The sequence below is a fragment of the Sphingopyxis sp. genome, from assembly GCF_041916015.1.
Taxonomy (GTDB): domain Bacteria; phylum Pseudomonadota; class Alphaproteobacteria; order Sphingomonadales; family Sphingomonadaceae; genus Sphingopyxis.
This window is the reverse complement of sequence record NZ_JAYSAH010000082.1, coordinates 15,514-38,370: the sequence shown is the minus strand read 5'-3', so window position 1 is coordinate 38,370 and position 22,857 is coordinate 15,514. Positions and strand designations below refer to the sequence as shown.

At 63.8% G+C, this 22,857-nt stretch carries 23 protein-coding genes and 1 tRNA gene; 13 read left to right on the top strand and 11 right to left on the bottom strand.

What is annotated here, in order from left to right; translation table 11 throughout:
- Positions 1-70 precede the first annotated feature (70 nt).
- The 3 genes from ACE3SL_RS12405 (at position 71) to ACE3SL_RS12395 (ending at position 2,446) form a co-directional block, all read left to right on the top strand.
- Entirely contained in the window at positions 71-1,168 is a 1,098-nt protein-coding gene (locus tag ACE3SL_RS12405; protein WP_374526051.1) for a flavin reductase, read from the top strand.
- A 134-nt stretch (positions 1,169-1,302) separates the two neighbouring features.
- Complete coding sequence (locus ACE3SL_RS12400; RefSeq protein ID WP_374526050.1) at positions 1,303-1,536, top strand: hypothetical protein; 234 nt, start codon at positions 1,303-1,305, stop codon at positions 1,534-1,536.
- A 403-nt stretch (positions 1,537-1,939) separates the two neighbouring features.
- A complete protein-coding gene (locus tag ACE3SL_RS12395) occupies positions 1,940-2,446 on the top strand; it encodes a hypothetical protein (protein WP_374526049.1) in 507 nt (168 codons plus the stop codon).
- Between the two features lie 62 nt (positions 2,447-2,508).
- Here ACE3SL_RS12395 and ACE3SL_RS12390 read toward each other — a convergent pair whose 3' ends face one another.
- Entirely contained in the window at positions 2,509-3,177 is a 669-nt protein-coding gene (locus ACE3SL_RS12390) for a recombinase family protein (RefSeq protein ID WP_374526048.1), read from the bottom strand.
- Positions 3,178-3,886: 709 nt separating this feature from the next.
- On the opposite strand from ACE3SL_RS12390, the gene ACE3SL_RS12385 reads away from it, so the two are divergent.
- Positions 3,887-4,597, top strand: coding sequence for a GIY-YIG nuclease family protein (locus ACE3SL_RS12385; RefSeq protein WP_374526047.1), 711 nt, complete (start codon positions 3,887-3,889; stop codon positions 4,595-4,597).
- Positions 4,598-4,609: 12 nt separating this feature from the next.
- On the opposite strand, the gene ACE3SL_RS12380 is transcribed toward ACE3SL_RS12385, so the two are convergent.
- From ACE3SL_RS12380 to folK, 5 genes are all read right to left on the bottom strand, one after another.
- Positions 4,610-5,038, bottom strand: a complete 429-nt coding sequence (locus ACE3SL_RS12380) for a hypothetical protein (RefSeq protein WP_374526046.1) — start codon at positions 5,036-5,038, stop codon at positions 4,610-4,612.
- 847 nt (positions 5,039-5,885) lie between these two features.
- Positions 5,886-6,485 (bottom strand): hypothetical protein, encoded by a 600-nt coding sequence (locus ACE3SL_RS12375; RefSeq protein ID WP_374526045.1) that lies wholly within the window; start codon positions 6,483-6,485, stop codon positions 5,886-5,888.
- 814 nt (positions 6,486-7,299) lie between these two features.
- Complete coding sequence (locus ACE3SL_RS12370; protein WP_374526044.1) at positions 7,300-8,937, bottom strand: hypothetical protein; 1,638 nt, start codon at positions 8,935-8,937, stop codon at positions 7,300-7,302.
- Positions 8,938-9,032: 95 nt separating this feature from the next.
- Positions 9,033-9,108: transfer RNA gene (locus tag ACE3SL_RS12365), tRNA-Lys, on the bottom strand.
- Positions 9,109-9,152: 44 nt separating this feature from the next.
- Positions 9,153-9,689, bottom strand: coding sequence for a 2-amino-4-hydroxy-6-hydroxymethyldihydropteridine diphosphokinase (folK, locus tag ACE3SL_RS12360; protein WP_374526043.1), 537 nt, complete (start codon positions 9,687-9,689; stop codon positions 9,153-9,155).
- A 23-nt stretch (positions 9,690-9,712) separates the two neighbouring features.
- Here folK and ACE3SL_RS12355 point away from each other — a divergent pair, with 23 nt between their 5' ends.
- Positions 9,713-10,402 (top strand): uracil-DNA glycosylase, encoded by a 690-nt coding sequence (locus tag ACE3SL_RS12355; protein ID WP_374526042.1) that lies wholly within the window; start codon positions 9,713-9,715, stop codon positions 10,400-10,402.
- Here the strand turns inward: ACE3SL_RS12355 and ACE3SL_RS12350 are convergent.
- Positions 10,363-10,836 carry an RNA pyrophosphohydrolase gene (locus ACE3SL_RS12350; protein WP_374526041.1) on the bottom strand — a complete coding sequence of 158 codons (474 nt, stop codon included), beginning with the start codon at positions 10,834-10,836 and terminating at the stop codon, positions 10,363-10,365. The genes ACE3SL_RS12355 and ACE3SL_RS12350 overlap by 40 nt on opposite strands.
- A complete protein-coding gene (locus tag ACE3SL_RS12345) occupies positions 10,833-11,774 on the bottom strand; it encodes an alpha/beta hydrolase (RefSeq protein WP_374526040.1) in 942 nt (313 codons plus the stop codon). Before ACE3SL_RS12345 ends, ACE3SL_RS12350 begins: the two co-directional genes overlap by 4 nt.
- A 187-nt stretch (positions 11,775-11,961) precedes the next feature.
- Between ACE3SL_RS12345 and ACE3SL_RS12340 the strand changes: the two genes are divergently transcribed.
- The 5 genes from ACE3SL_RS12340 to ACE3SL_RS12320 all read left to right on the top strand — a co-directional run bounded on the left by ACE3SL_RS12340 (position 11,962) and on the right by ACE3SL_RS12320 (position 18,499).
- On the top strand, positions 11,962-13,839 hold the full coding sequence (locus tag ACE3SL_RS12340; RefSeq protein ID WP_374526039.1) for a 2-oxoacid:acceptor oxidoreductase subunit alpha: 1,878 nt from the start codon (positions 11,962-11,964) through the stop codon (positions 13,837-13,839).
- Positions 13,836-14,873: a 2-oxoacid:ferredoxin oxidoreductase subunit beta gene (locus tag ACE3SL_RS12335; RefSeq protein ID WP_374526038.1), complete on the top strand. Its 1,038-nt coding sequence runs from the start codon at positions 13,836-13,838 to the stop codon at positions 14,871-14,873. The genes ACE3SL_RS12340 and ACE3SL_RS12335 overlap by 4 nt, the downstream gene beginning before the upstream one ends.
- 38 nt (positions 14,874-14,911) lie before the next feature.
- Positions 14,912-15,865 carry a metal-dependent hydrolase gene (locus tag ACE3SL_RS12330; RefSeq protein WP_374526037.1) on the top strand — a complete coding sequence of 318 codons (954 nt, stop codon included), beginning with the start codon at positions 14,912-14,914 and terminating at the stop codon, positions 15,863-15,865.
- Between the two features lie 158 nt (positions 15,866-16,023).
- The gene (locus ACE3SL_RS12325) at positions 16,024-17,304 is read left to right on the top strand and encodes a class I SAM-dependent methyltransferase (RefSeq protein ID WP_374526036.1); all 1,281 of its coding nucleotides are present in this window, start codon (positions 16,024-16,026) and stop codon (positions 17,302-17,304) included.
- Between the two features lie 19 nt (positions 17,305-17,323).
- Entirely contained in the window at positions 17,324-18,499 is a 1,176-nt protein-coding gene (locus ACE3SL_RS12320) for a serine hydrolase domain-containing protein (protein WP_374526035.1), read from the top strand.
- Positions 18,500-18,532: 33 nt separating this feature from the next.
- Here ACE3SL_RS12320 and ACE3SL_RS12315 read toward each other — a convergent pair whose 3' ends face one another.
- The 3 genes from ACE3SL_RS12315 to purF are packed head-to-tail and all read right to left on the bottom strand — an operon-like array spanning position 18,533 to position 21,175.
- Entirely contained in the window at positions 18,533-18,919 is a 387-nt protein-coding gene (locus ACE3SL_RS12315) for a hypothetical protein (RefSeq protein ID WP_374526034.1), read from the bottom strand.
- Positions 18,920-18,978: 59 nt separating this feature from the next.
- On the bottom strand, positions 18,979-19,707 hold the full coding sequence (locus tag ACE3SL_RS12310) for an SDR family NAD(P)-dependent oxidoreductase (protein WP_374526033.1): 729 nt from the start codon (positions 19,705-19,707) through the stop codon (positions 18,979-18,981).
- A gap of 10 nt (positions 19,708-19,717) precedes the next feature.
- Positions 19,718-21,175 carry an amidophosphoribosyltransferase gene (purF, locus tag ACE3SL_RS12305; protein ID WP_374526032.1) on the bottom strand — a complete coding sequence of 486 codons (1,458 nt, stop codon included), beginning with the start codon at positions 21,173-21,175 and terminating at the stop codon, positions 19,718-19,720.
- Positions 21,176-21,316: 141 nt separating this feature from the next.
- On the opposite strand from purF, the gene hisI reads away from it, so the two are divergent.
- The 3 genes from hisI to ACE3SL_RS12290 all read left to right on the top strand — a co-directional run bounded on the left by hisI (position 21,317) and on the right by ACE3SL_RS12290 (position 22,843).
- On the top strand, positions 21,317-21,691 hold the full coding sequence (hisI, locus tag ACE3SL_RS12300; protein WP_374526031.1) for a phosphoribosyl-AMP cyclohydrolase: 375 nt from the start codon (positions 21,317-21,319) through the stop codon (positions 21,689-21,691).
- Between the two features lie 37 nt (positions 21,692-21,728).
- Positions 21,729-22,346, top strand: coding sequence for a hypothetical protein (locus ACE3SL_RS12295; RefSeq protein WP_374526030.1), 618 nt, complete (start codon positions 21,729-21,731; stop codon positions 22,344-22,346).
- 65 nt (positions 22,347-22,411) lie between these two features.
- Complete coding sequence (locus ACE3SL_RS12290; protein ID WP_374526029.1) at positions 22,412-22,843, top strand: MerR family DNA-binding transcriptional regulator; 432 nt, start codon at positions 22,412-22,414, stop codon at positions 22,841-22,843.
- The last annotated feature ends 14 nt before the right edge of the window (positions 22,844-22,857 follow it).

Sequence of the window (22,857 nt, the reverse complement as noted above, 5' to 3'; positions counted from 1 at the left end):
GGTGCCGCTATGCTGGCGCCGTCACCGCAATCTGCCGGCCAATCACCTGCCGGCGCGCCGAGGAATTTGCTTGTCTATCGTCGAATATAAGGGATTTGGCGGTCTCCGCCTGTCGGCCGATCTGGTCGGCGACGAAAATGACCCCGCGATTCTGCTCTTGCCCGACGCAGGGCAGGGGCGTGACGCGTGGCGCAAGGTTGCCGATGCGCTCGTTCTGTCGGGCCGGCGCGTCGTCAATCTGGAGCCGCGCCCGACCGCGGGAGGCGATTGGCATTCGGGCGAGCAGACCGAGCATGTCGAAGATTTGCGCGCCGTCCTCGCACAAATGGGGTCGCGCCCGGTTGTCGTTGCGGCGCGGCGTGGCGGCTGGGTTGCGGTGCAGGCGCTAGCGCCGGACGGGGCACACCTTGCCGCCGGGCTGGTGCTGGTCGACATGCCGGTCAACGATGATGCCGTGACGGCTGCGCCCCGGCTGGCACTCCCCACGCTTGTTGTCCGGGGCGGCTTTGCGCCGGTGGACTGCTCGGCGGTGAGCGAGGCATTCGGTGCCGCACTGCCGATCGGCGAAAGCGCCGATATCGAGGAAGCCGACTTTGCCTTCGCCGCCGACCGCAACGAGGCGCTGCTCGGCCATCTCCTCGATTTCCTCGAACGGCGCCAGCCGCGCGAGGCGATGGAGTTCAAGGCCGGATCGGACCCGCGCACCTTGCGCGATGCGATGGGCTGCTTCGCGACCGGTGTGACGGTCGTGACCGCGCTCGATGCATCGGGAACGCCCGTCGGCCTCACTGCGAACAGTTTCACGTCGGTATCGCTCGATCCGCCGTTGCTGCTCGTTTGCGTCGCGAACACCTCAGGGACTGCGCCGATCCTCCGCGATGCGGCGCATTTCGGGGTCAATGTCCTTCAGATCGGGCAGCAGCCTGCGTCGAATCGCTTCGCAACGAAGGGCGAGGATCGCTTCGCGAACCTGCCTTGGGCGCCGGGGCAGACGGGCGTTCCCCTGCTCGGAAGCTCCCTCGTCTCGTTCGAATGCCAGCGTGAATCGCTGCACGAGGCTGGTGACCATTTCATTTTGGTCGGCCGCGTCGTGCGCGCGCAGTTCGAGCCGCATCGCGATCCGCTGCTTTATTTCCGCGGCAGATACCGGCGGCTCCATTTCGCCTGAACCTCCCGCGGCGCGTATTCATCTCCAATGCGTGCCGAACGGGCGACGAGCCGAGCCCGTCGATCGGTGGCGCGAGGAGCGATGCGTCCGCCCGTTCGTTGATAGATCGACAGCTATCCATCAGGAGGATTGAAATGCCCAGGTTCCGCAAAGCCGCGATCGCACTCGCCGCGATGTCTATCGGCGCTGCTCCGGTCGCCGCCTCGGCCGCTGATATTGGTGGCGCCCGTGCGACATCGGCCATGGACGACGCCAATGAGCTTGGCGGCGGGTCCGGCTGGATCATCGGGCTGATCGGTCTGCTCGCGGGCGTTACCGCCGCCATCATTATCGCCAGCGATGACGATGATGCGCCGGTCAGTCCCTGATCGTGCATCTGGCTGGAATGGTGAGCCCTGCTGGGTTCGAACCAGCGACCTACTCCCGTCCCGCGCCCTGTAGTCCGCAGATTTCCGCCACTTCTTTCGCCGTGACTAGGCCGACTGTGTAGCATCCGCGTGGAGCAAGGCGCAATCGTCTAGATGAGACTTTCCGGCCGTTTGCGACTGCGGGAGTCGGCCCGGAGCGCATTTGTTGATGTTCGATGTTCTCTGACCTATTGGGAATATCGGAACTGGGCGGGGGGAATCTGTGAGAAGCTGGTTAAAACGAGCGGCGATTGTCGCTCTATCTCTTTTACTTCTATTTGGAGTGATAGTCGCGGGGGCTGCTCTCTACGGCTCTCACGAACGGTATACTGAATTCGAGAAAAGCATGAATAGGCTGGGTCCCGTGGCGTTCACTTTTCCCGAGAGCGAGATTTTGTATCGATTAGGGCAGCCGACCCACGTCACTCAAAAGGACACCATGTCCGGGAAGCTGCTGCAAACTGAAAGGACCGCCCACCTACCGCGCGGGAAAAGCATTGACGACTATGGTCAGTGGGAGTGGCTGATCTATGACCCAGAGCTTGGAATCGATTTAGAGTACGGACTTTCGGTAGAGTTTCAAATGTCATCGGATGGAAAGAGAACCATTGAGCGGCTTAGTTGCTACACTCGTCCGTGGTCTACGATTGGCGGCCTTAGTGTCGGAAGCGGGGAGTGGGAAGTCGTTACGCGATTAGGCCAGCCCGACTCGATTTCGTACAGCGATGATAAGAATGTTAAGTACCTTGATTACGACGTTTATGGCCTTCAACTAGCTCTTACCAGTGGTCAGGTTGCCGCCATCCACAGATGGAAAGTTCCCATCCCATCGTTCAGTTGGTGGCTTTTCAATGGCCCGGATAATCGGTGAAAAGCTGTCATGCGGTCAAGCTTTGAAAAAATCAGACCGCCGGGCGCAATCGGGCGGATGCCTTAATCTCTGTCGATCCTCGCCAGCAAGTTGCTCACTGTGGCCGGATGCCAGCGTCCGCCGCGTCGTGTCTGGATCAGCCGTGCGTTCAGTTCGCCCGCGATGCCGGGCAGGGACGATACCCCGGCCGCGCGAATGTCGGCGATGATTGGCGCTAGGTCCGCCGCAAAGGTGTCAGCCCCGGCGCGTATCTCAGCGACTGCCGCCCTGTTGCCCTTCGCGGCACGGCGCAATGCTGCGGCCCCGTTGGGGTTCCCTAACGTGACCCCTCGGGCCTTCGCTGCGGCCAGCGCCTCGCGGGTACGGGTACTGATAGCCTTGCGCTCAGCCTGCGCCACGGCGGCCATAAGGTGGACGGTGAGTTCGTTGGCCTCGGGCATGTCCGCCGCGAGGAACTTGGCACCGCTGTCCTGCAATGCCGACAGGAACGCGATGGAACGGCTGAGGCGATCGAGCTTGGCGACGATGAGGGTCGCGCCTGTCACCTTCGCGCGGTGCATCGCAGCCGCCAACTCCGGGCGCTCCGCGATCTTGCCGCTTTCGATCTCGGTATACTCAGCAACCACGTCCCAGCCCCGGCCTTGGCACAACGACAGGACCGCTTGCCGCTGCGCTTCGAGGCCCAGCCCTGAGCGGCCCTGCTCTGCGGTCGATACGCGATAATAGGCCACTACCCGACACATGCTCATTCCCCTTATAGAACTGACTGACGTTCGTTAGGCCATTCTTTAAGGGCATCGAGACAGGCCGGGCAAGGCGGGCAGGACTCGATTCATCTCAGTTCTGACTCGTCTGGACTCAAGCGACCATAGGACAGGATGAGGCCTTCAAGGCGCGGGCGGGGCGCATATCTGCGGCCCAGCAATGAACGCGCATCCCACGACCGATAGATGCCAGCGGGCATCCGATACCGGCGGTGGCTTCATCCCTGCGCGGCGGCGGCATAGATGCTCAGCCCTCACCAACAGGGAGTAATCATGTCTATCGTTTTCTATCCCGCTGCCCTTAGCCCGTACCCCTCGGACCACCTTGTGTCGGCGCGCAGGGTTGACCCCGCAGACTACCCTGAGCGGGACGGGGTCTGCATCAAGCTAGGCAGGCTGGGGCTGTCGATCAACTGGCGAAGGGGAGGGTGGTTCGCCTAACCCGGAAGGGAATGCCTAAGGGGCTGGCTCGACGGCGTTACGTCGGGCCGGTCCTCTTGCGGCATAAGAGGCGATCCTCGACGGCGCGCTTAAGGGCGGTGCCAGGGGGAATCTGGGGCCGCCCGATACATCAATGCCCCTTCGGATTTTTGCGCCATATATTTGCCGGTGTTGCCCTGTCGCGCGGCGGTGCTATCTCGGTCGGTGTGACCACTGGGCGACAGACAGGGGCGGGATGCGCGAGCATATTATAAGCGAGATAAAACGGCTGGCGGCGGAGAATGGCGGACAGGCTCCCGGAAGCGGTGCGTTCGTCTCCGCGACCGGTATTGGCGAAAGTAAGTGGCTAGGAAAGTACTGGGCGCGCTGGGGAGACGCCCTGATCGAAGCTGGATATGAGCCGAACAAGTGGACTGTGAAGTCGGACCCTGAGGCCGTCCTTGCGGGGGTCGTCGCCGCGTGTCGCCATTTTGGCCATCTACCGACAAAGGCGGAAATGTTGATGCTCCGTCACACCGATAGGTCTGTCCCGGCTCCGAACGTGGTGCGGAACGTAATCGGCGATCGTGCTGACCTGATTGCCGCTCTCCGTTCCCGCGTCCAAGATGACGCAAACAGTGCGGACATCCTTGCTATGCTGCCTAAACAGGCACTCAGCCGCAGACCAGCGCGGATGAGAAATGATGCCAGTGATGGGCATGTGTACCTCATCAAGTCGGGCGATTTCTTCAAGATCGGTCGGAGCGACGAGCTAGAGCGGCGGGTGAAGGAGATTAGGATCGCATTGCCGGATGCGGCCACGTTGCTGCATACCATCGCCACTGACGATCCCCCAGGTATCGAAGCCTACTGGCATCGACGGTTCGCCGACCGACGGGCAAATGGGGAGTGGTTCAAGCTGACGCCTGACGATGTGAAGGCGTTCATGCGCCGCAAGTTCCAGTAAGCGCGGCGTAGGTCAGTCCTGCCGCAATACGCCCCCAAGGCTCGGATCATCTAACCTCGGATCGTCGATGCCGTATTGGCGCAGTCGTGCCTCATCATCGGCTGTCAATGCCGGATAGTATCTTGTTCGATCCGCCCTTGCCGCCTCGGCCGCCGTGCGGAGACTCTCCGAGTCTGTCTCCCAGTCGGTCATGTTGGGGAACGTCGGTGTCGTTCCTGTCGTGTCGGGTGTCAGCCGATCAATGGCGGCGGTTAGGTCACGAATGATCGCCAGCGTAGTCTCATCAGGTTTACGGATGCGGCTTTGATGCTCGCGGAGTTCCGTCTGTGCCTGCCCCATTAGGGAGGACCAAACGTCATGCCGGGCGATAGCTGCTTGATGTTCCCGATCCGGCCGTTCCCGTTCCCAGCCTATGCCTAAATAGATGCCCAGCGCCAGCACTATGCCGACGAGGGCTACGGTTTACAATCCTGTCAGATACATGATGCTCCAAATCCTGCGGCGGCGGGCTGCGGAGCCGTGCGCGATCTTGACGGTGACTTGGGAGAGGATCGGCGCTGGGTCAACGCGCTTGCATCCCTACGGGTGAAACGTGGGATAGGGTCTGTCGAATGGGCCGTTTCCACCCACGCTTTTCCGCGCCTCTGAGCATGGCTTAGCGCCTCGGATTCGCGGTTGCGGTAGGGTAGGGTGGGTCAGGGCCGGAACGAGGCGCTAAGCCCGCTCTCTGAGTCGTCCTGCGGTCGCCCGCTGCCGGGCCTGCCATCGCTTGCGGTCGGCGGTGTCGGGGGTGTCCGTCGAGTAGGACCGCAGACCGTCAACCCTGAGGGCGGTGTTGAACTCTTCGCGGGTGATGATCCGGCCGACCCTTTGCTCGAACAGGGAGCGCAGTTCCTCAAAGGCATACTCGGTCGGCACGGTGAGCCCATATACCGCAGGGGTGAGGTCGCGGCGGGTTACAGGGGCGATCTGCCCGGCGAAGCTCAGGCGTATGAGAATCTTGGTCAGGAACGAGAAGCCAGCGGGGCCAGCTTTGGGGCCGCCGGTCGGGGTTGTCCCTCTGCCAGCCTTCGAGCGGCAGGCTTTGGAGCAATACAGGGAAGAGGCGCGCTGCGAGCGGTAGGTCTTGCTGCACTGGGCACACGTCCGCTCTCGGCCACGCGGGGCCGGGGTGTTGTTCTCGGTTATCGTGGTTCCTTTGGTTGTCGTGGTTTAGATGAAAGACCCCCTCGCCGCTGAACCACGACGAACACGGCGAGGGGTGGCCCGTGGGGACGGGCGGAAAGGGTTAGGCCGCCAAGGGCAGGAGGAAGTCGGCCGGGGCGGTGCCGTCGTCCCCCGCCAGCACGGTGAGGCCGGGCGGAAGATCGAAGCGGATGAAGCCGGAGGGCAGGACCGTGCGGGTTGCCTTAGGGGCGACCGTGCGGACGATCTCAACGATGTCGTCGGGGATGCCGAAGGGGACGCAATGGCGGAAGGGCGACCACCCCGCAGGCTTGTAGTTCTGCATCGCCCACGCCACCTGACTGGTGATGGTGTGACGGCCGACCCGCAGGGAACCGATGGAGCCGACAGGGTATTGCAGGTCGTGGCCAACGGCCGGGATGAGATGGTCAGGGTTAAGGCAGCGGCGGTTCCCGCAGGCACGTTTCAGGGATGTGCCTTTGGGCGGGGCCGTGCCGTGGGCGGTCAGCCATGCAAGCCGCTGGGGATTCTCGGTGCCATATTCTTCTGCCACCGCTCCACGGATGCGGCCATAGCCTTCCGGGGTCAGATACCCCGTCCATGACAGACAGCCGATGGCAGGGTCATGCTCGACGTGCTCGGTGAGGTAGTGGGCGAGCGCAGGGTAATGCTCGGTCGGAAACAGGGTGTCGGTGCCGTCCATAGGCTGTCGTGTCCTTCGTTCGATGATGGGGATGAGCCGGGCCGTGGGGCAGGCCCATAGACGGCGCTGAGCATCGAACGGGGATGCTGGCTGCGATGTGGAGGATCGGTGATGATGGCCCGCGCTGAGGGCAGGCGTAAGGGCTAGGCCCAAGGTCTATGCTTAAGGTAGGGACTACCTGTAGTTTTCTTCTTTGAGGGATAGACCCTAAGGGAAGTCCTTAAGGGTGAATGCCTTAAGGTATATACCTAAGGAATATAATGAGGGTAGACGAAGAACAAACAGGATACAAGAGGGAAAATGATGGGGTGGTCTTCGCGGAAGCGGCCCCTACCCTTGGTCTTATGCAAGAGCGAGGGGTTGGTGATGCCCAGCCATGGTCAGGTGCTAAGGCACGTAGTTGGTGAACCACATCTAGGCACAAGATATTGAGCGCGGCAGGGGGTGTCCGCTATCGCCTTTTCTCCTATAGGGTGTACTTAGTGATCCCCATTGATTTCATTGATGTTTTTCGACGCCGCTGAAAGGCTCTCAAAACCGGGGGCAACCACCGTATATGGTGATCGGGCAGACAGGCGGCTCTGGCTTCCTGCTAGAGGGCAACCTTGGTGATCCCCTCTTGGCCTTTGTCCTATAGCGAGTGGTTATCGAACCCCTCTCGGCATATGCCTCTAGAATCCCCTAGGGACTCGCCTGAGCGGCGATAGGGGAAAAGATGGCATGGGTGGCGGCGGCGAGGGGATGGCGCTCAGCGGGACTCCTAGGAGTCTCCTGCTATGGCAGGTGTTTGGTGATGCCGCTCCCCGGCCGGATGCTAGAGGGTGGGTTTGGTGATGCCCGGCACGATATGCTCAAGGCCCAAACCGGGGTAGGAGACCTCGCGCAGCGCGTCGAGTTTGGCCCTCAGCGACAGCCCGTCACCATAGCCTTTCTTCGCGCCACCTTCGGTGCGCCGGGACAGCGCCGCAGCGGTGCGCTCAGGGAGGCCCGCTTCGCGCAGCCGATCTTCGAAGCCGTGTCGGAATGAGTGCATCCCCAGCTTGCGGCCTTCAAAGCCCTTGTCCCTGACGTGGCCGCTGAACCATGCGGACAGGCGATGGCCGACACCCTGTTCGACCTCGGCCGGGAACAGAAAGCCCGACTGGCATTGCGCTGCGAAGGCCGGGAAGCCCAGCCGGATCAACTCTGGGTGGATGGGCATGGTCGAGCGGGCAGCGGCATTTTTCAGTGACCGGGCATCGTTCGGTTGCAGCTTTATCACCGGTATGCCCTCGGCCTCGCCCACGTCCTCGACGCGCAGCCCTACGGCCTCCTTCAAGCGGAAGCCGTGGAACAGGCAAAGGAGCGGAACCCAATACCGGCCGGGGTGTTCGTCACGCTGTTGCCAAGGGCGTTCCCAAGGCGCGGCGCGGAATAGCGTCCCTAGCTGGTCGGCGGTGAAGGGGTCGCGCCGGTCGGCGTCGTCCACGGTGTCTTTGATCTTGAGCTTGTGGAAGGGGTGCGAGGTAAGCCAGCCCTCGGTGACGGCCCAGTTGAAGACCGCAACAACGTGGACGATGTACCCGTCATTCACCGTCTTTGTGGACAGGGACGGGATGCTGAGAGACTGAGCCTTGAGGATGGCCTCACGGGCGGGGAGGTTCCTCAGTGCTGCCCGTGTCCCCATGCCTACGGGTAGTTGCTGGATCAGGCCCACGAACTGGCGGGCATCGTCGCGAGTGATGCTGCCTACGGCCCGCTCTGCGAACTCTTCGCGCAGCAGTCGGGCGACCGGACCGAAGGCGCGCTTGGATGACGCAGACCAGCCTGCGATCTTCGCCTGCTCATACTCGGTCAGCAGGTCGTCCACCGTCCTGACGGTCGTCGCCGGGACATCCTCAGGGACAGCCAACAGGTCGGCATCGGCCGGGGTGTAAGCGGCGTCACCTTCAAGCCGGGCAACGGCGGCGCGGTGCAGTTCGACAAAGGCCCGCATCAGCATCCGTCGCAGATAGTCGAGTGCAGGGTCGTCGCTATCAGCGGAGATTCCCGCCTGCCGCATCAGGGTGCGCCCCACGGCCAGCACGGGGCCATAGTCGTTCCGGCCCAGCATATCCTGCGCCGTCGCCAGCCGCCCACGGGCATCCCGCAGCAACTGGTTATGGTCCAGCTTCTCCATCCGTCGTGTGACAGTGAAGGCGGGCAACTGGCTGTTGAAGAACTCAGCGGCAAGGCGGTGGGCTTCGGCCTCCGTGAGTTCGCGGCCGGGTGCTTCGCTGGCATGGCTGCGCGCCTCGTTGACCTTAGCGCGGTACTCAGCGGCGATCAGGGGCAGCTTGTCGGCGGCCTTCTCCCTGTCCGTCTCGCCTGTGCTGCGGACGAACTCGCGACCGAGAATCGACGCGCAGTCGTTAGGCCAGCGCTTACGGACTTGCCATGCGACAGACCCCTTGCGGCGCGATAGGCTGAACACTTCCCCGTCCTCCCCCGTGTAGCAGTTTTGTGGTGCAACGGAGACAGAAGAGGACGGCATAATCCGCAGTTTTACAACAGTTTCAACGGGATGGTTGGTGAGCCCTGCTGGGTTCGAACCAGCGACCTACTGATTAAAAGTCAGTTGCTCTACCGACTGAGCTAAGGGCCCGACGGGACGCCGACGCTTGGCGGCACCCGAAGTGAGGTGCCGCCCTAGTGCGCCTCGGCGTTCCGGTCAACCGGCTTGGGGCGGATAAGGCGCGCCGCCATCTGGCGCACCGTTTTCGCGCTGAGCGGATGGCGCCAGTCAGGCGCGATCGCGCGCAGCGGACCGAGGACGAAGGCTCGGTTCGCCATGGCGGGATGCGGGACGACGAGATTGCCGTCGCTCCATGCGCCCTCCGACCATAATAATATGTCGAGGTCGAGCGTGCGGGCGCTCCATCGCTGGCCGGTACGGCGGCCGAATGCGGCCTCGATCCGCTGCAGCCGTTCGAGCATCGCGGGCGGCGCGAGCGGCGAAGCGACGAGCGCGACGGTATTGGCATAGCGCCGGCGCGACGGACCGATCGGGTCGCTGGTGATGATCGGACTGACATCGATGGGTTCGATATCGTCGCTTTCCAGTTCGGACAGAGCCGCCAGCAGCACGCGCCGCGGGTCGCCATGGCGCGCGTGGCGGCGGTTCGAGCCTAGGCCGATCGCATAGAGCGCCAGGGGAATATCGGAAGGCGGCGTTGCGCTGGACATGCCCCAGCGCCTATCGCAGCCGCATGAAGATTGTAAGCCCCTTGCCCGGCACCGAACCGCCGCGCGACTGCCCGCGTTGCCCGCGGCTCGTGGCGTACCGGCGGGCATGCCGGGCGGAATATCCCGATTGGTGGAATGCCCCCGTCTATGCCTTCGGCGATCCGGAGGCATGGCTGGCCTTCGCGGGACTGGCCCCCGGAAAACATGGCGCCAATCGGACCGGGCGTCCGTTCACAGGCGACTATGCCGGCGACCTGTTGTTCGCGACCCTCGCCGCATTCGGATTGAGCGAGGGCCAGTATGAGGCGCGGATCGACGATGGGCTGAGGCTCAAAGGTGCGATCATCGTCAACAGCGTCAAATGCCTGCCGCCGCAGAACAAACCGACGCCGAAGGAAATCGCGAACTGCCGCCCCTTTTTCGAGACGCAGATGGCGGCGCTGCCGAAGGTGCGGGTCGTCATCGCGCTCGGCCGCATCGCCCACGACGCGGCGCTACGCGCGGCGGGCGTCCGGCTCGCGGGCTATCCCTTCGCGCACGGCGCGGTTCATATGCTGCCCGATGGACGATATCTGGTCGATAGCTATCATTGCTCGCGCTACAATACGAACACCGGGCGGCTGACGCCGGAGATGTTCGCCGATGTCTTTCGCACCGCGCTCGCGCTGCGTGATCAGACGAGCGGGCGGAATTCCTCTACCACCGCGCGGTAGAGCTGGCGCTTGAAGGGAACGATCAGCTTTTCGAGTTCGTCGAGCTCGGCCCAGCGCCACGCACGGAATTCCTGATGATTCGTGGCGATATCGACGTCGCTGTCCGCGCCCATGAAGCGCATCAGGAACCAGAACTGCCGCTGGCCGCGATATTTGCCGCCCCACATCTTGCCCATCAGATGATCGGGCAAATCATAGAAATGCTCGATCTTGCTGCGCGCAATGATCTCCACCAACCCGCCGTGGATGCCGGTTTCCTCGCCGAGCTCGCGGATCGCGGCTTCCTCGGCTTCCTCACCGGGATCGATCCCGCCCTGCGGCATCTGCCAGGCTTCGCTCGACGAATCGAGTCGCTGGCCGACGAAGACGCGGCCATCGCGGTTCGCCAGCATGACGCCGGCGCAGGGGCGGTAGGGGAGATTCTCGTCGCTCATGCGGTGGCTTCGGTGACGATCGCCTTCAGGACTGTCAAGGCGCCGCGGATATCGTCCTTCGCGCTCGGGATACCCTGTGCAAGGCAGATATAGCCGTGGATCGTGCCTTTCGCCTCGCGGTAGGTGGTCGGCACGCCGGCTTCGATCAGTTTCGCGGCATAGGCGCGGCCCTGATCGCGAAGCGGGTCGAGGCCCGCGGTGATGAGCAGCGTCGGCGGCAAGCCCTCAGCGGGGAAATCGATCGGCGCGGCGCGATAGTCGGCGGGATCGGCGGCATATTGGTCGCCGAACCATTTCATGCCGCCTTCGGTCAGCAGGTGGCCGTCCTTGAAATCGCGATAGCTCTGCCAATCGTGATGGGTCGTTACGGCGGGATAGATGGGGTGGATCGCGACCACCGGCTTCGACGCGGGCTTGTCGCGCAGCGTGAGTGCGGTTGCGATGGTCAGATTGCCGCCGGCGCTGTCCCCCGACAGGACAAGGCCGGTGCAGGGGAAATTGTCGGCGACCCAGCGCGTCGCGGCTTCGCAATCGACCGGGGCGGCAGGGAAGGGATGTTCGGGGGCGAGGCGATAATCGATCGCGATCACCGGCATGTCGAGAATGCGGGCGGCCTCGGCGCAATAGGGATCGTGCGTATCGAGGTCGCCGATCACCCAGCCGCCGCCGTGATAGAAGACCATCACCGGACCCGCTTCGCGATCCGGCCGATTGTCATAGATGCGGATCGGAATGTCGCCCGCGACCCCCGGAATGCTGCGATCCTCAACCTTCGCGATCTCGCCGCGCGGCACGTCGGCCATCTGCCCCATCACGCGCATCATCTGGCGAGCCGCCTCGGGCGGGAGTTCTTCCATCTTCGGACCTTCCTGTGCGTTCAGGAAGGCGAGAAACGCCGCCACGTCGGGGCGGGTGTAATGGGTCGTGCCGTCGGCCATATTGTCGGTCCCTCTCGTTCTTTTCGTTGCGCAGCTATTCGGCATCGGCCGCCCGAATTCAATCGCGAAATGAAACCCACCGCGCGCCGATGCTTTGCGGCGCACAATTTTTTCTGAATTGCGGCGCGCGCCGCAGAGGCCTAGGCCACTGTCACAGGTTCGCAAGATTCAAAGGCAGACAGAGAAAATGGCGACAGCGGTAGAGGACCGGGCCGGGAAGAATCCAGAAGACCGGCGGCAGTCCCCCCTTTCCGACGCAGTGGTAGTTCGATTTGCAGGCGATAGCGGCGACGGGATGCAGCTGACCGGTGGTCAGTTTACCCTCTCGTCGGCGCTCGCGGGCAATGACTTTGCGACCTTCCCCGATTTTCCCGCCGAGATCCGGGCGCCACAGGGAACGCTGTTCGGCGTTTCGGCCTTCCAGATCAACTTCGGTTCCTCGGCGATCGACACCGCGGGCGACGCGCCCGACGTGCTCGTTGCGATGAACCCCGCGGCGCTCAAGACCAACGTCCCGTCGCTGAAAGCCGGCGGCCTGATCATCGCAGACGAAGGCGAGTTCAACGAGCGCAACCTCGCCAAGGCGAAATATGAGGCGAACCCGCTCGAGGACGGCAGTCTTGCGAAGTGGCAGCTTCTGAAGCTCAACATCAGCCAGCTCACGATGGACGCGGTGAAGCCGTTCGGGCTCGGCAACAAGGAAGCGCTGCGCTGCAAGAATATGTGGACGCTGGGGCTCGCACTCTGGATGTTCGACCGCGATCGCCAGCCGTTGATCGACTGGCTGAACGGCAAGTTCGCGAAAGACCCGAACCTCGCGGCCGCCAACGTCGCGGCACTCAACGCCGGCCATGCTTATGGCGAGACTGCCGAGCTTGCGGGGCCGCTCAAGCAGCATCATGTCGATCCGGCGCCCGTCGCGCCCGGCCTCTATCGCACGCTGACCGGGGCCGAGGGTATCGCGCTCGGCCTCGTCGCGGGCGCGCAGCTTGCGAAGCTGCCAATGTTCTTCGGCGGTTATCCGATTACGCCCGCTTCGGCGATCCTGCACCATCTGTCGCGGCTCAAGGAATATGACGTCACGACCTTTCAGGCCGAGGACGAAATCGCGGCGATCTGCTCGGCGATCGGTGCCAGCTATGGCGGTTCGCTCGGCGTGACCAGTTCGTCAGGCCCCGGTATCGCCCTCAAAGGCGAGGCGATGGGCCTTGCGATCATGACCGAGCTGCCGCTCGTCATCGTCAATTCGCAGCGCGGCGGTCCCTCGACCGGGCTGCCGACCAAGACCGAGCAGTCGGACCTCTACCAGGCGGTCTATGGCCGCAACGGCGACGCCCCGATGCCGGTCATCGCCGCGCGCTCGCCCGGCGACGCGTTTGAATGCGCGATCGAGGCGTGCCGCATCGCGGTGCAATATATGACTCCGGTGATGCTGCTCACCGACGGCTATATCGCCAACGCCGCTGAGCCGTGGGCGGTGCCCGACCTCACGACCTATGAGGCGTTCCCGGTCGAATTCCTGACCGAGGTGCCCGAGGGCGGCTTCAAACCCTACGGCCGCGATGAGAATCTGAAGCGTCCGTGGGTCAAGCCCGGCACGCCCGGCCTGCTCCACCGCATCGGCGGGATCGAGAAGGAACTCGATACCGGCCACATCAACTACAGCCCGCCGAACCATCAGGCGATGACCGACCTTCGCAAGGCGAAGATCGACGGCGTCAAGGTTCCCGACCAGATCGCCGAACTGGGCGCCGAAGGCGGCAAGCTCGCGGTCGTCGGCTGGGGCTCGACCTTCGGCCCGATCCATCAGGCGGTGCGCCGCAAGCGCGCTGAGGGTGCGGACGTCAGCCACATCCACATCCGCCACATCTGGCCGCTGCCCGCCAATCTCGGCGAGCTTTTGAAGAGCTATGACAAGGTGATCGTGCCTGAGATGAACACCGGGCAGCTCAAGACGGTGCTGCGCGATCAATATCTGGTCGATGCGCGGCCGGTGAACAAGGTGTCGGGCCAGCCCTTCACCATCGCCGAAATCGAGGCCGCGATCGAGGGAGCCCTCCAATGAACGAGATGACGACCATCGCGCGCGCGACAACGCTCAAGGATTGGGAAACCGATCAGGAAGTCCGCTGGTGCCCCGGCTGCGGCGACTATGCGATCCTCAAGGCCGTGCAGCGCACGCTCCCTGAAATCGGCGCGGTGCCTGAGAATACGGTGTTCGTCAGCGGCATCGGCTGCTCCTCGCGCTTCCCCTATTATATGGAAAGCTATGGTTTCCACACGATCCACGGCCGCGCGCCTGCGTTCGCGACCGGGCTGAAACTTGCCAATCCCGAGCTCGACGTGTGGATCGTCACCGGCGACGGCGACGGGCTGTCGATCGGCGGCAACCACACGATGCACCTGATCCGCCGCAATCTCGACTGCCAGATCATGCTGTTCAACAACGAGATCTATGGCCTGACCAAGGGGCAATATTCGCCAACGAGCCGCGTCGGGACGACCAGTCCGTCGACGCCCTATGGCTCGGTCGATCGCCCGGCGCAGCCCGCGGCCTTCGCGCTCGGCGCGGGCGCGCGTTTCGTCGCGCGCGGCTTCGACGTGTCGAAGGAATTGCCGAACGTGCTGAAGGCGGCGCATGCTCACAAGGGTGCGGCCTTTGTCGAGATTTTCCAGAACTGTATCGTCTATAATAAAGACGTGTTCGAGGATTTTGCGGCTCCCAAGGGTGCCGAAGATCGCCAGCTCTGGCTCAAGCAGGGCGAGCCGATGCTGTTCGCCAAGGGAACGAAGGGTATCGCGCTCGATAATGAGGCACTGACCCTGAAGGTCGTCGACGTCATCGATGGCGACTGGAAAGCCGCGGGGGTGATCGTCCACGACGTCACCAACCGCAGCGTCGCGCACATGCTCGTCGAGATGCGTTTCGGCGAATTCCCGATGGCGCTCGGCGTCCTCTACGACGATCCGCGTCCGACCTTCGAAGCCGATGTGTGGCGTCAGAACAGGGCCGCGGCTGAAGGCAAGACCGCCGATCTGCAGGGCTTGCTCAAGAAGGGGCAGACCTGGACGGTGACCGAAGGCGGTCCCGAGCTCTGACCTTGCGGCATCGGGGCGGATCGGATGGATAGGTCCGCATGGACAATCTGACCCACAGCCTCGCCGGTGCCGCTCTGGGCCAAGTGGGGCTCAAGCGAAAGACCGGCCTGGCGATGCCGGCGCTGATCCTTGCCGCCAATCTGCCCGACATCGACGCGGGCTGCGCAGTCTATGGCATCGAGTCGCTCGCGATGCGGCGCGGGATTACCCATGGGCCGCTCGCGCTGCTGATCCTGCCGCTACTCCTATGGGGCCTGCTCGTCGCGTTCGACCGCTGGCAGGCGCGGCGGGGGACTCGCCCGGCGAGGCGATTGCCTGTGCATCGGGGCTGGCTGCTCGCGCTCTGCTATCTCGGCTGCTTCAGTCATCCGGCGTTCGACTGGCTCAACAATTACGGCATCCGCCTGCTCGAGCCGTTCAGTCATCGCTGGTTCTACGGCGATACGCTGTTCATCATTGATCTGTGGATATGGCTCGCGCTCGGCGTGTCGGTTTGGCTGTCGCTGCGCCGCGAGCGGCAGGGTCGCGCCGATTGGCAGCGTCCGGCATGGATCGGTGTCACCGCGGTCTGCGCCTATATCTTTACCAACGGCCTGATCACCGGCGCCGCCGAACGAACGGCGACCGCTGCCTTGCTCGCGAGCGGGCACAAGAACCCGCTCGTCGTCGCCAGCCCGCCGCCGCTGGCCTTCTGGAGACGGGACGTTTTCTGGCGCGATGCCGACCGTTACGGCGATGGGCGTTTTACGCCCGGTGTCGGCGGCAATCTCGACATCACGGGCAAACCGACCCGGATGGACGACCCGCGCCTTGCGACCTGGGTGAAAGGCGACCCTGCGGCGCGCGCCTTTCTGTTCTGGGCGCGCATGCCGGTGGCCGAATCCGATGGCGACGCGATCATATTGCGCGACCAGCGCTATATGCAGCCGCTGGCGCGTGATCGCTTCATGGTGCGCGTCGAAGCGCCCGAGACCGCAAGCTATCCCGAATGACCATATGCGCTTCCGGCGAAACTCGCGCCGGGTTCCGGGCGTTGTCCGAACGGGATTCATCGGCTCCCAAAGCAAGCACAAACGCTAATATCCGTGACGCCATGAAAGCGCGCGACGCCTGATTGTCAGAATGCAGCTTTTGCGGCAGGAAGAGGATAATGAACACGCATGTCAGTCCCCGCCGCGGCAAGGAGCTGCTGCGCGCAGATCTCGCCTTCCGCTCGGGCGGCCTGCTCGCGCGCCTGATCGCGCTGGCACCGGCGGGTTTGTTCCATCGCCAGCTCGACCGGATCGATACAGGTCTTGCACATGGTACGCTCGAGGGGCATTTGCCCGACGGCAGCGTTCGCATCCTCGGCGGGCGCGGGACGGGGCCGACGGCGGTCGTCCATCTCCGGAGCTGGGCGGCGCTGGTCCGGCTCGCGCTGTCGGGATCGGTCGGCTGGTATCGGGCTTGGGAAGCCGGCGAATGGACCTCGCCCGATCCGGTGCCGCTGTTCGATCTGTTCATGCGCAACGGCGAGTCGCTGGGCAATGTCGGGCGGTCGCGCGGGCCGCTTCGCTGGTTCCACCGCGCCGCGCATTTCCTCAACCGCAACAGCCGGGCCGGGGCGCGGCGCAACATCCACGCCCATTACGACCTCGGCAACGACTTCTACGCGCTGTGGCTCGACCGGGGCATGAATTATTCGAGCGCGTTGTTCGCCGATCCCGGCCAGTCGCTCGAAGAGGCGCAGGAAGCGAAGGTCGATGCAATCCTCGATCGCCTCGACCTCAGGTCGGGGAGCAGGCTGCTCGAAATCGGTTGCGGCTGGGGCGCGCTCGCCGAGCGTGCGGTCGAACGGCACGACGTGATCTACACCGGCATCACCCTGTCTCCCGCGCAGGCCGAGATCGCCGATCGGAGGCTGCACGCGATCGACCTGTCGGGCCGCTCGCGGATCGAGCTTTGCGATTATCGCGACGCCGAGGGTCCCTATGATGCGATCGCCAGCGTCGAAATGGTCGAGGCGGTGGGGCAGGCCTATTGGCCTGCCTACCTCGATGCGATTTCCACGCTGCTGCGGCGCGGCGGGCGCGCGGCGATCCAGTATATATTGATGAACGATGCCTTGTTCGAGCGCTATGCGGCGGGTACCGATTTCATCCAGGCCTATATTTTCCCAGGCGGGTGCCTGATTTCGGAAAGCCGCTTTCGCGCCTTGGCCGAGGAGCGCGGTCTTGCATGGCGCGACGTCCGGCGCTTCGGCCGCGACTATGCCGAGACCCTGCGTCAGTGGCGCGAGCGCTTCGATGCGGCGGTGGCGGACGGAAAGCTTCCGGCGGGCTTCGATGAGCGTTTCGTGCGGCTCTGGCGCTATTATCTGCAATATTGCGAAGGCGGCTTCCGCGGCGGCGGGATCGATGTTGCGCAGGTCACTTTGGAAAAAACGGGCTGAAAACAGGGGAGGAAGCGACATGCGAAGATTTTTGGCGGCGGCGCTGCTGTGCGCCGCGGCGGGCGGGTGCAGTGCGCCAGCGACCACCCAGCAGAAAACCGACCAACTGCCAAAGGATCTGAATGTGCTGTTCTGGACCCAGGATCAACGCGACGCCGCCTTCCGCACGATGGAGACGGTTCCCAAGGTCGTCGTCCATACGATCAAGGCGGGCGGCCCGGTCTATCCGCTGCCGCAGGGCAAGCCGATCGACCTCGGCCTCGACGTCGATGCGTATATGGCGAAGCAACGCAACGCCGGGCTGATCATCGTCCAGGACGGCAAGGTCAGACTGGAGAAATATGCGCTCGGCTATGGTGCTGTGGGCCGCTGGACCAGCTTTTCGGTCGCCAAGAGCTTTACCTCGACCCTCGTCGGCGCGGCCGTGAAGGACGGTTCTATCAAGAGCCTCGACGACAAGGTTACCACCTATATCCCCGGCCTGCGCGGTTCGGCTTATGACGATGTCAGCGTCCGTCAGCTTTTGACGATGACCTCCGGCGTCAAATGGAATGAGGATTATACCGATCCGAAGTCCGACGTCGCGCAGTTCAACCTGCAAAAGCCGGTCGCGGGCGAGGACATCACCGTCAGCTATATGAAGACCTTGCCGCGCGAAGCGCCCGCGGGGTCGAAGTGGGTGTACAAGACCGGCGAGACCAATCTGATCGGCGTTCTCGTGTCGAGCGCGACGGGCAAGACGCTGTCGGACTATATGTCCGAAAAGGTGTGGAAGCCGTTCGGTATGGAACGGGATGCCGTGTGGATGCTCGGGCCGACGGGGCACGAGATCAGCGGCTGCTGCATCTCGGCGAGCCTCAAGGATTATGCGCGCTTCGGTCAGTTCATCCTGAACGGGGGGATCGCGGGCGGGCAGAAAATACTGCCCGACGACTGGCTGCCGTCGGCGACCACCAAGCAGGCCGACATCGACTTTCCCGGTCGCGGCTATGGCTATCAATGGTGGACGAACGACGACGGCAGTTTCGCCGCGCAGGGGATTTTCGGGCAGGGCATCTTCATCGACCCCAAGCGCAAGCTGGTGATCGCGTCGAACGGCAACTGGCCGACTGCAACCGATCCCGAAGGCGTCGGCAAAGCGCGTGAGGTCTTTTACAAGGCTGTGCAGGCTGCCGTGGACCGGGAAGCGAAATAAGACACGTCGCCCCTGCGACGGCGGGGGCGACGGCTAGGGCTCGACGCTGCCCACCGCCCGCTGCGCGGCCCATGCCGCGACGAGCGGAACGAGCAGGCCCAGCGCCATGATCCACCAGCTATCCGAGAAATCGGTGGCGCTGTAGATCGCCGCGCCGATGACCGCGCCCGCGACGATCCAGCCCGGGCCATCGCCGTTCGAGATGCGCATGGCGAGCCAGGCTCCGCCGAAGGTCCCGACGAACCAGCCGACGATCAGCGCGATCGTCGATCCCAGCGGGATGAGGATTTCACCCGTATCGACGTCAAATTCGGCAGGAGCAATCTCGCTGCCGGCATATTGCGCCAGCCACAGCAGCGCGAAGGCGACGAGAATGCCGACCGCAGCCGCCATCGCCGATCGCAGGATATTGCTCTTCATTCTTGTGCCCTCGCCACGCGGAATATGCCCGCAATTGGCACAGATATGCGAAGAACGGGTTAAGCGTCTACCATCACCTTGGGCAGCGCGTGAAACGCCGTGCTGTCAAAGCCCGCGACCATCAGCTTCGCGACAAATTCGCCGACCGCTTCGGGGTCCTTGATGCTCTGCGGATCTTCGCCGGGATAGGCGCGCGCGCGCATCTGGGTACGGGTGCCGCCGGGGTCGAGGATCGCGGTGCGGACGGTCGAGATGTTGCGCATTTCGGCGCCATAGCTCGTCACCAGCGCTTCGAGCGCCGCCTTCGACGCGGCATAGGCGCCCCAATAGGCGCGAGGTTCGCGCGCGACCCCGCTCGACAGCGCGAGCAGGCGGCCCTTCGCGGCGCGGCGGAGCAGTGGATCGAAATTGGCGATCAGCGCCTGCTGCGCGATCAGGTTCAGCGTCAGCAGCTTGTTGAATTCCTTGCCGTCGATCGCCGCGACGGGGGTCAGCGTCCCGAGCATCGCGGCGTTGAGGACCAGCATGTCGAGCTGCTGCCAGCGCTCGGCCATCGCGCTCGCAAGGCGGGCGATGCTGTCGCCGTCGGTGAGGTCGAGCGGGGCGATCGTCGCGCTGCCGCCCGTAGCGTGGATGCGATCCTCGAGTTCCTCAAGGCCGCCCGCGGTGCGCGCGGTGATCACGACATGCGCGCCGCGCGCCGCGAGCGATTCCGCGATCGCTTCGCCGATGCCGCGGCTCGCGCCGGTGACGAGCGCGACCTGTCCCGCCAGTTCTTCAGATTTCATGGTCATTCCGTCAGACAACGCGCTCGGCAAGCAAGGAAAATTGGTCGTCGATGCTGTTCTCGTCGAAGTCGGTCAGCGTCGTGGGATAGTCGCCGGTGAAGCAGGCGTCGCAATATTGCGGGATTTCATCGTTACGCTTCGCTTCGCCGAGCGCGCGATAGAGGCCGTCGATGGTCAGAAAGGACAGGCTGTCGGCGTTGATGAAATTCGCCATCTGGCCGACGGTCATCTGCGCGGCGAGCAGCTTGGCGCGCTCGGGCGTATCGACGCCGTAGAAGCAGCTATGCTGGGTCGGCGGGCTCGCGATCCGCATATGCACCTCGGCCGCGCCGGCATCGCGCATCATCTGCACGATCTTGAGGCTCGTCGTGCCGCGCACGATCGAATCGTCGATCAGTACGATCCGCTTGCCGGCGATCAGCGCGCGGTTGGCATTGTGCTTCAGCTTGACGCCGAGGTGGCGGACCTTGTCGCCGGGCTGGATGAAGGTGCGCCCGACATAGTGCGAGCGGATGATCCCGAGCTCGAAGGGAATGCCTGATTCCTGCGCGTAGCCGATCGCCGCGGGCGTGCCCGAATCGGGAACCGGGATGACGAGATCGGCCTCGACCGGATTTTCGCGCGCGAGCTCGGCGCCGATCGCCTTGCGGACCGAATAGACGCTCGTCCCTTCGACGATCGAATCGGGGCGCGAGAAATAGACATATTCGAAGATGCACGGCCGCGCCGCGCGTTCCGCGAAGGGATGATGCGAGGTGAGCTGGCCATCGCGGATGATCACGAGTTCGCCGGGTTCGACCGACCGCACGAATTCGGCGCCGACCACGTCGAGCGCGACCGTTTCGGACGCCAGGATATGGGCATCGCCGAGCTTGCCGAGCACGAGCGGGCGAATGCCGAGCGGATCGCGGCAGCCGATCATACCCTCGGCGGTCAGGCAGATCAGCGAATAGGCGCCCTCGACCTGCTTCAGCGCGTCGATGAAGCGGTCGATCAGCGTGCGGTAGTTCGACGTCGCGACGAGGTGGATGATCACCTCGGTATCGCTCGTCGATTGGAAGATCGACCCACGGCGGACCAGAATCTTGCGCAGCGCCGTCGCATTCGAGATATTGCCGTTGTGCGCGACGGCGAAGCCGCCGGTCGCGAGGTCGGCGAACAGCGGCTGGACGTTGCGCAGCGCCGTCTCGCCGGTGGTCGAATAGCGGACATGGCCGATCGACGAGGCGCCGCCGAGCTGGCGCATGATGTCGTCGCGGTCGAAATTGCCCGCGACATGGCCCATCGCGCGATGCGTGTGGAACTCTTTGCCGTCGAAGGCGGTGATGCCCGCGGCTTCCTGTCCGCGGTGCTGCAGGGCGTGCAGCCCCAGCGCCACGACGGCGGCGGCGCTCTCGGCGCCGTAAATACCAAAGACGCCGCACTCCTCGCGGAGTTTGTCGTCGTCGAAAGGATGGGTCGTCAGCATGTCGATCCGGCAGCGAGGGGCGATGACTGCCGCGCATATAGGGAGGCTTGTTCCAAATGTCGCCCCCCAACTTCACACTATTGTCACGCAGGCCCGGACATGGGGTGACAGCGGCCCGCATCCTGCCCTAAAGCGTCGGATATGGACCAGGCTCAGGACGAAATCGACCGCTTCCAGCCGCGCTTCGATGCCGCGGGACTCGTCACCGCGATCGTCACCGATGCCGATACCGGCACGCTGCTGATGGTCGCGCACATGAACGCAGACGCGATCCGCCTGACGCAGCAGACCGGATTCGCGCATTTCTGGTCGCGTTCGCGCCGGTCGCTGTGGCGCAAGGGCGAGACGTCGGGCCATGAGCTGGCGCTCGTCGAGATGCGCGTCGATTGCGATCAGGACGCGCTGTTGTTGATTGTCCGGCCTGCGGGGCCGGCTTGCCATACGGGGCGGCGGTCATGCTTTTATCGTCGTGTCGAGACCGATGGCCGCCTGACCTTTCTGGACGACGATGCCTAAGGCTCGAGGCGCGACATTTTTCCTGTTCGCCCTGAGCTTGTCGAAGGGCCGCTCTTTTCTTTGGCAGAAAGAAAAAGAAGAGGACGGTGCTTCGACAAGCTCAGCACGAACGGCATCTTGGGCGGCTCTTGGTCTCGGGTTGATTCTGCCTCTTTTTCTTGCCGGTTGTGACCGGCATGCAAGTGACGCTGCCAGTAGCGAAATCGATGCCGGAAATCCGCTCGAAATCGCCGCCCGCGAACGCGGCGTGGTCCGCCCCGATACCGCGCCGCCGACCGGTGTGTTCGAGCGCGCGCACGAGCTTGGGCGCGATGCGATGTGCGCTGTGCCCGACGGGGCCGGGCAATGGCGCTTCACGGTCAGTGCATCCTATGGGCCGAGCCTTTCGTGCGTGGCAAGTGGAACGATCCGGCAGGAGGACGCCGGCTGGCGGATGCGCTTCGCGGGCACCGAGGGCTGCGAAGCGCTCGTCCAAGAGGAAGAGGATGAGCTGCGCCTGCCGGGCCGGCTGCCCGCACAGTGCGACAGCCTCTGCCCCGCACATGCGTCGTTGTCGGGGCTTCGCCTGCCGCGCGCGAGCTGGTCCGAAGCCGATGCGAAACGCTTGCAGATTCGCGACGGACGCGGCAATATTATCCAGCCCTGCGCGGGCTGATACGGGACATCTTCCGCTTGTCGGTCAGCCTTGACGTTCACGTCAACGGAAACTATCCTCGCGCCATGACCGAAGAATACGGCCACGCCCATATCGATACGCCCGACCATCTCGGACGCGATCAGTTCAGCATCACCGACCTTTCGACCGAATTCGGCGTCACCGCGCGCGCGCTTCGCTTCTATGAGGACGAGGGGTTGATCAGCCCGTCGCGCAAGGGGTTGTCGCGCATCTATTCGAAACGCGATCGCGCGCGGCTCGCGTGGATATTGCGCGCCAAGCGCACGGGTTTCAGCCTTGCCGACATTCGCGAGATGATCGACCTTTACGACGTCGGCGACGGCCGCAAGCTCCAGCGCCAGGTGACGATCGAGAAGTGCCAGCAGCGCATCAGCCTGCTGGAGCGTCAGCGCGACGACATCGACAGCGCCGTCGAGGAACTGACACGTTTCATCGATACGGTGAAAAAGGTCGATGCCGGCCAGAAAGTGCGCTGAGTTTCGGCTTCACG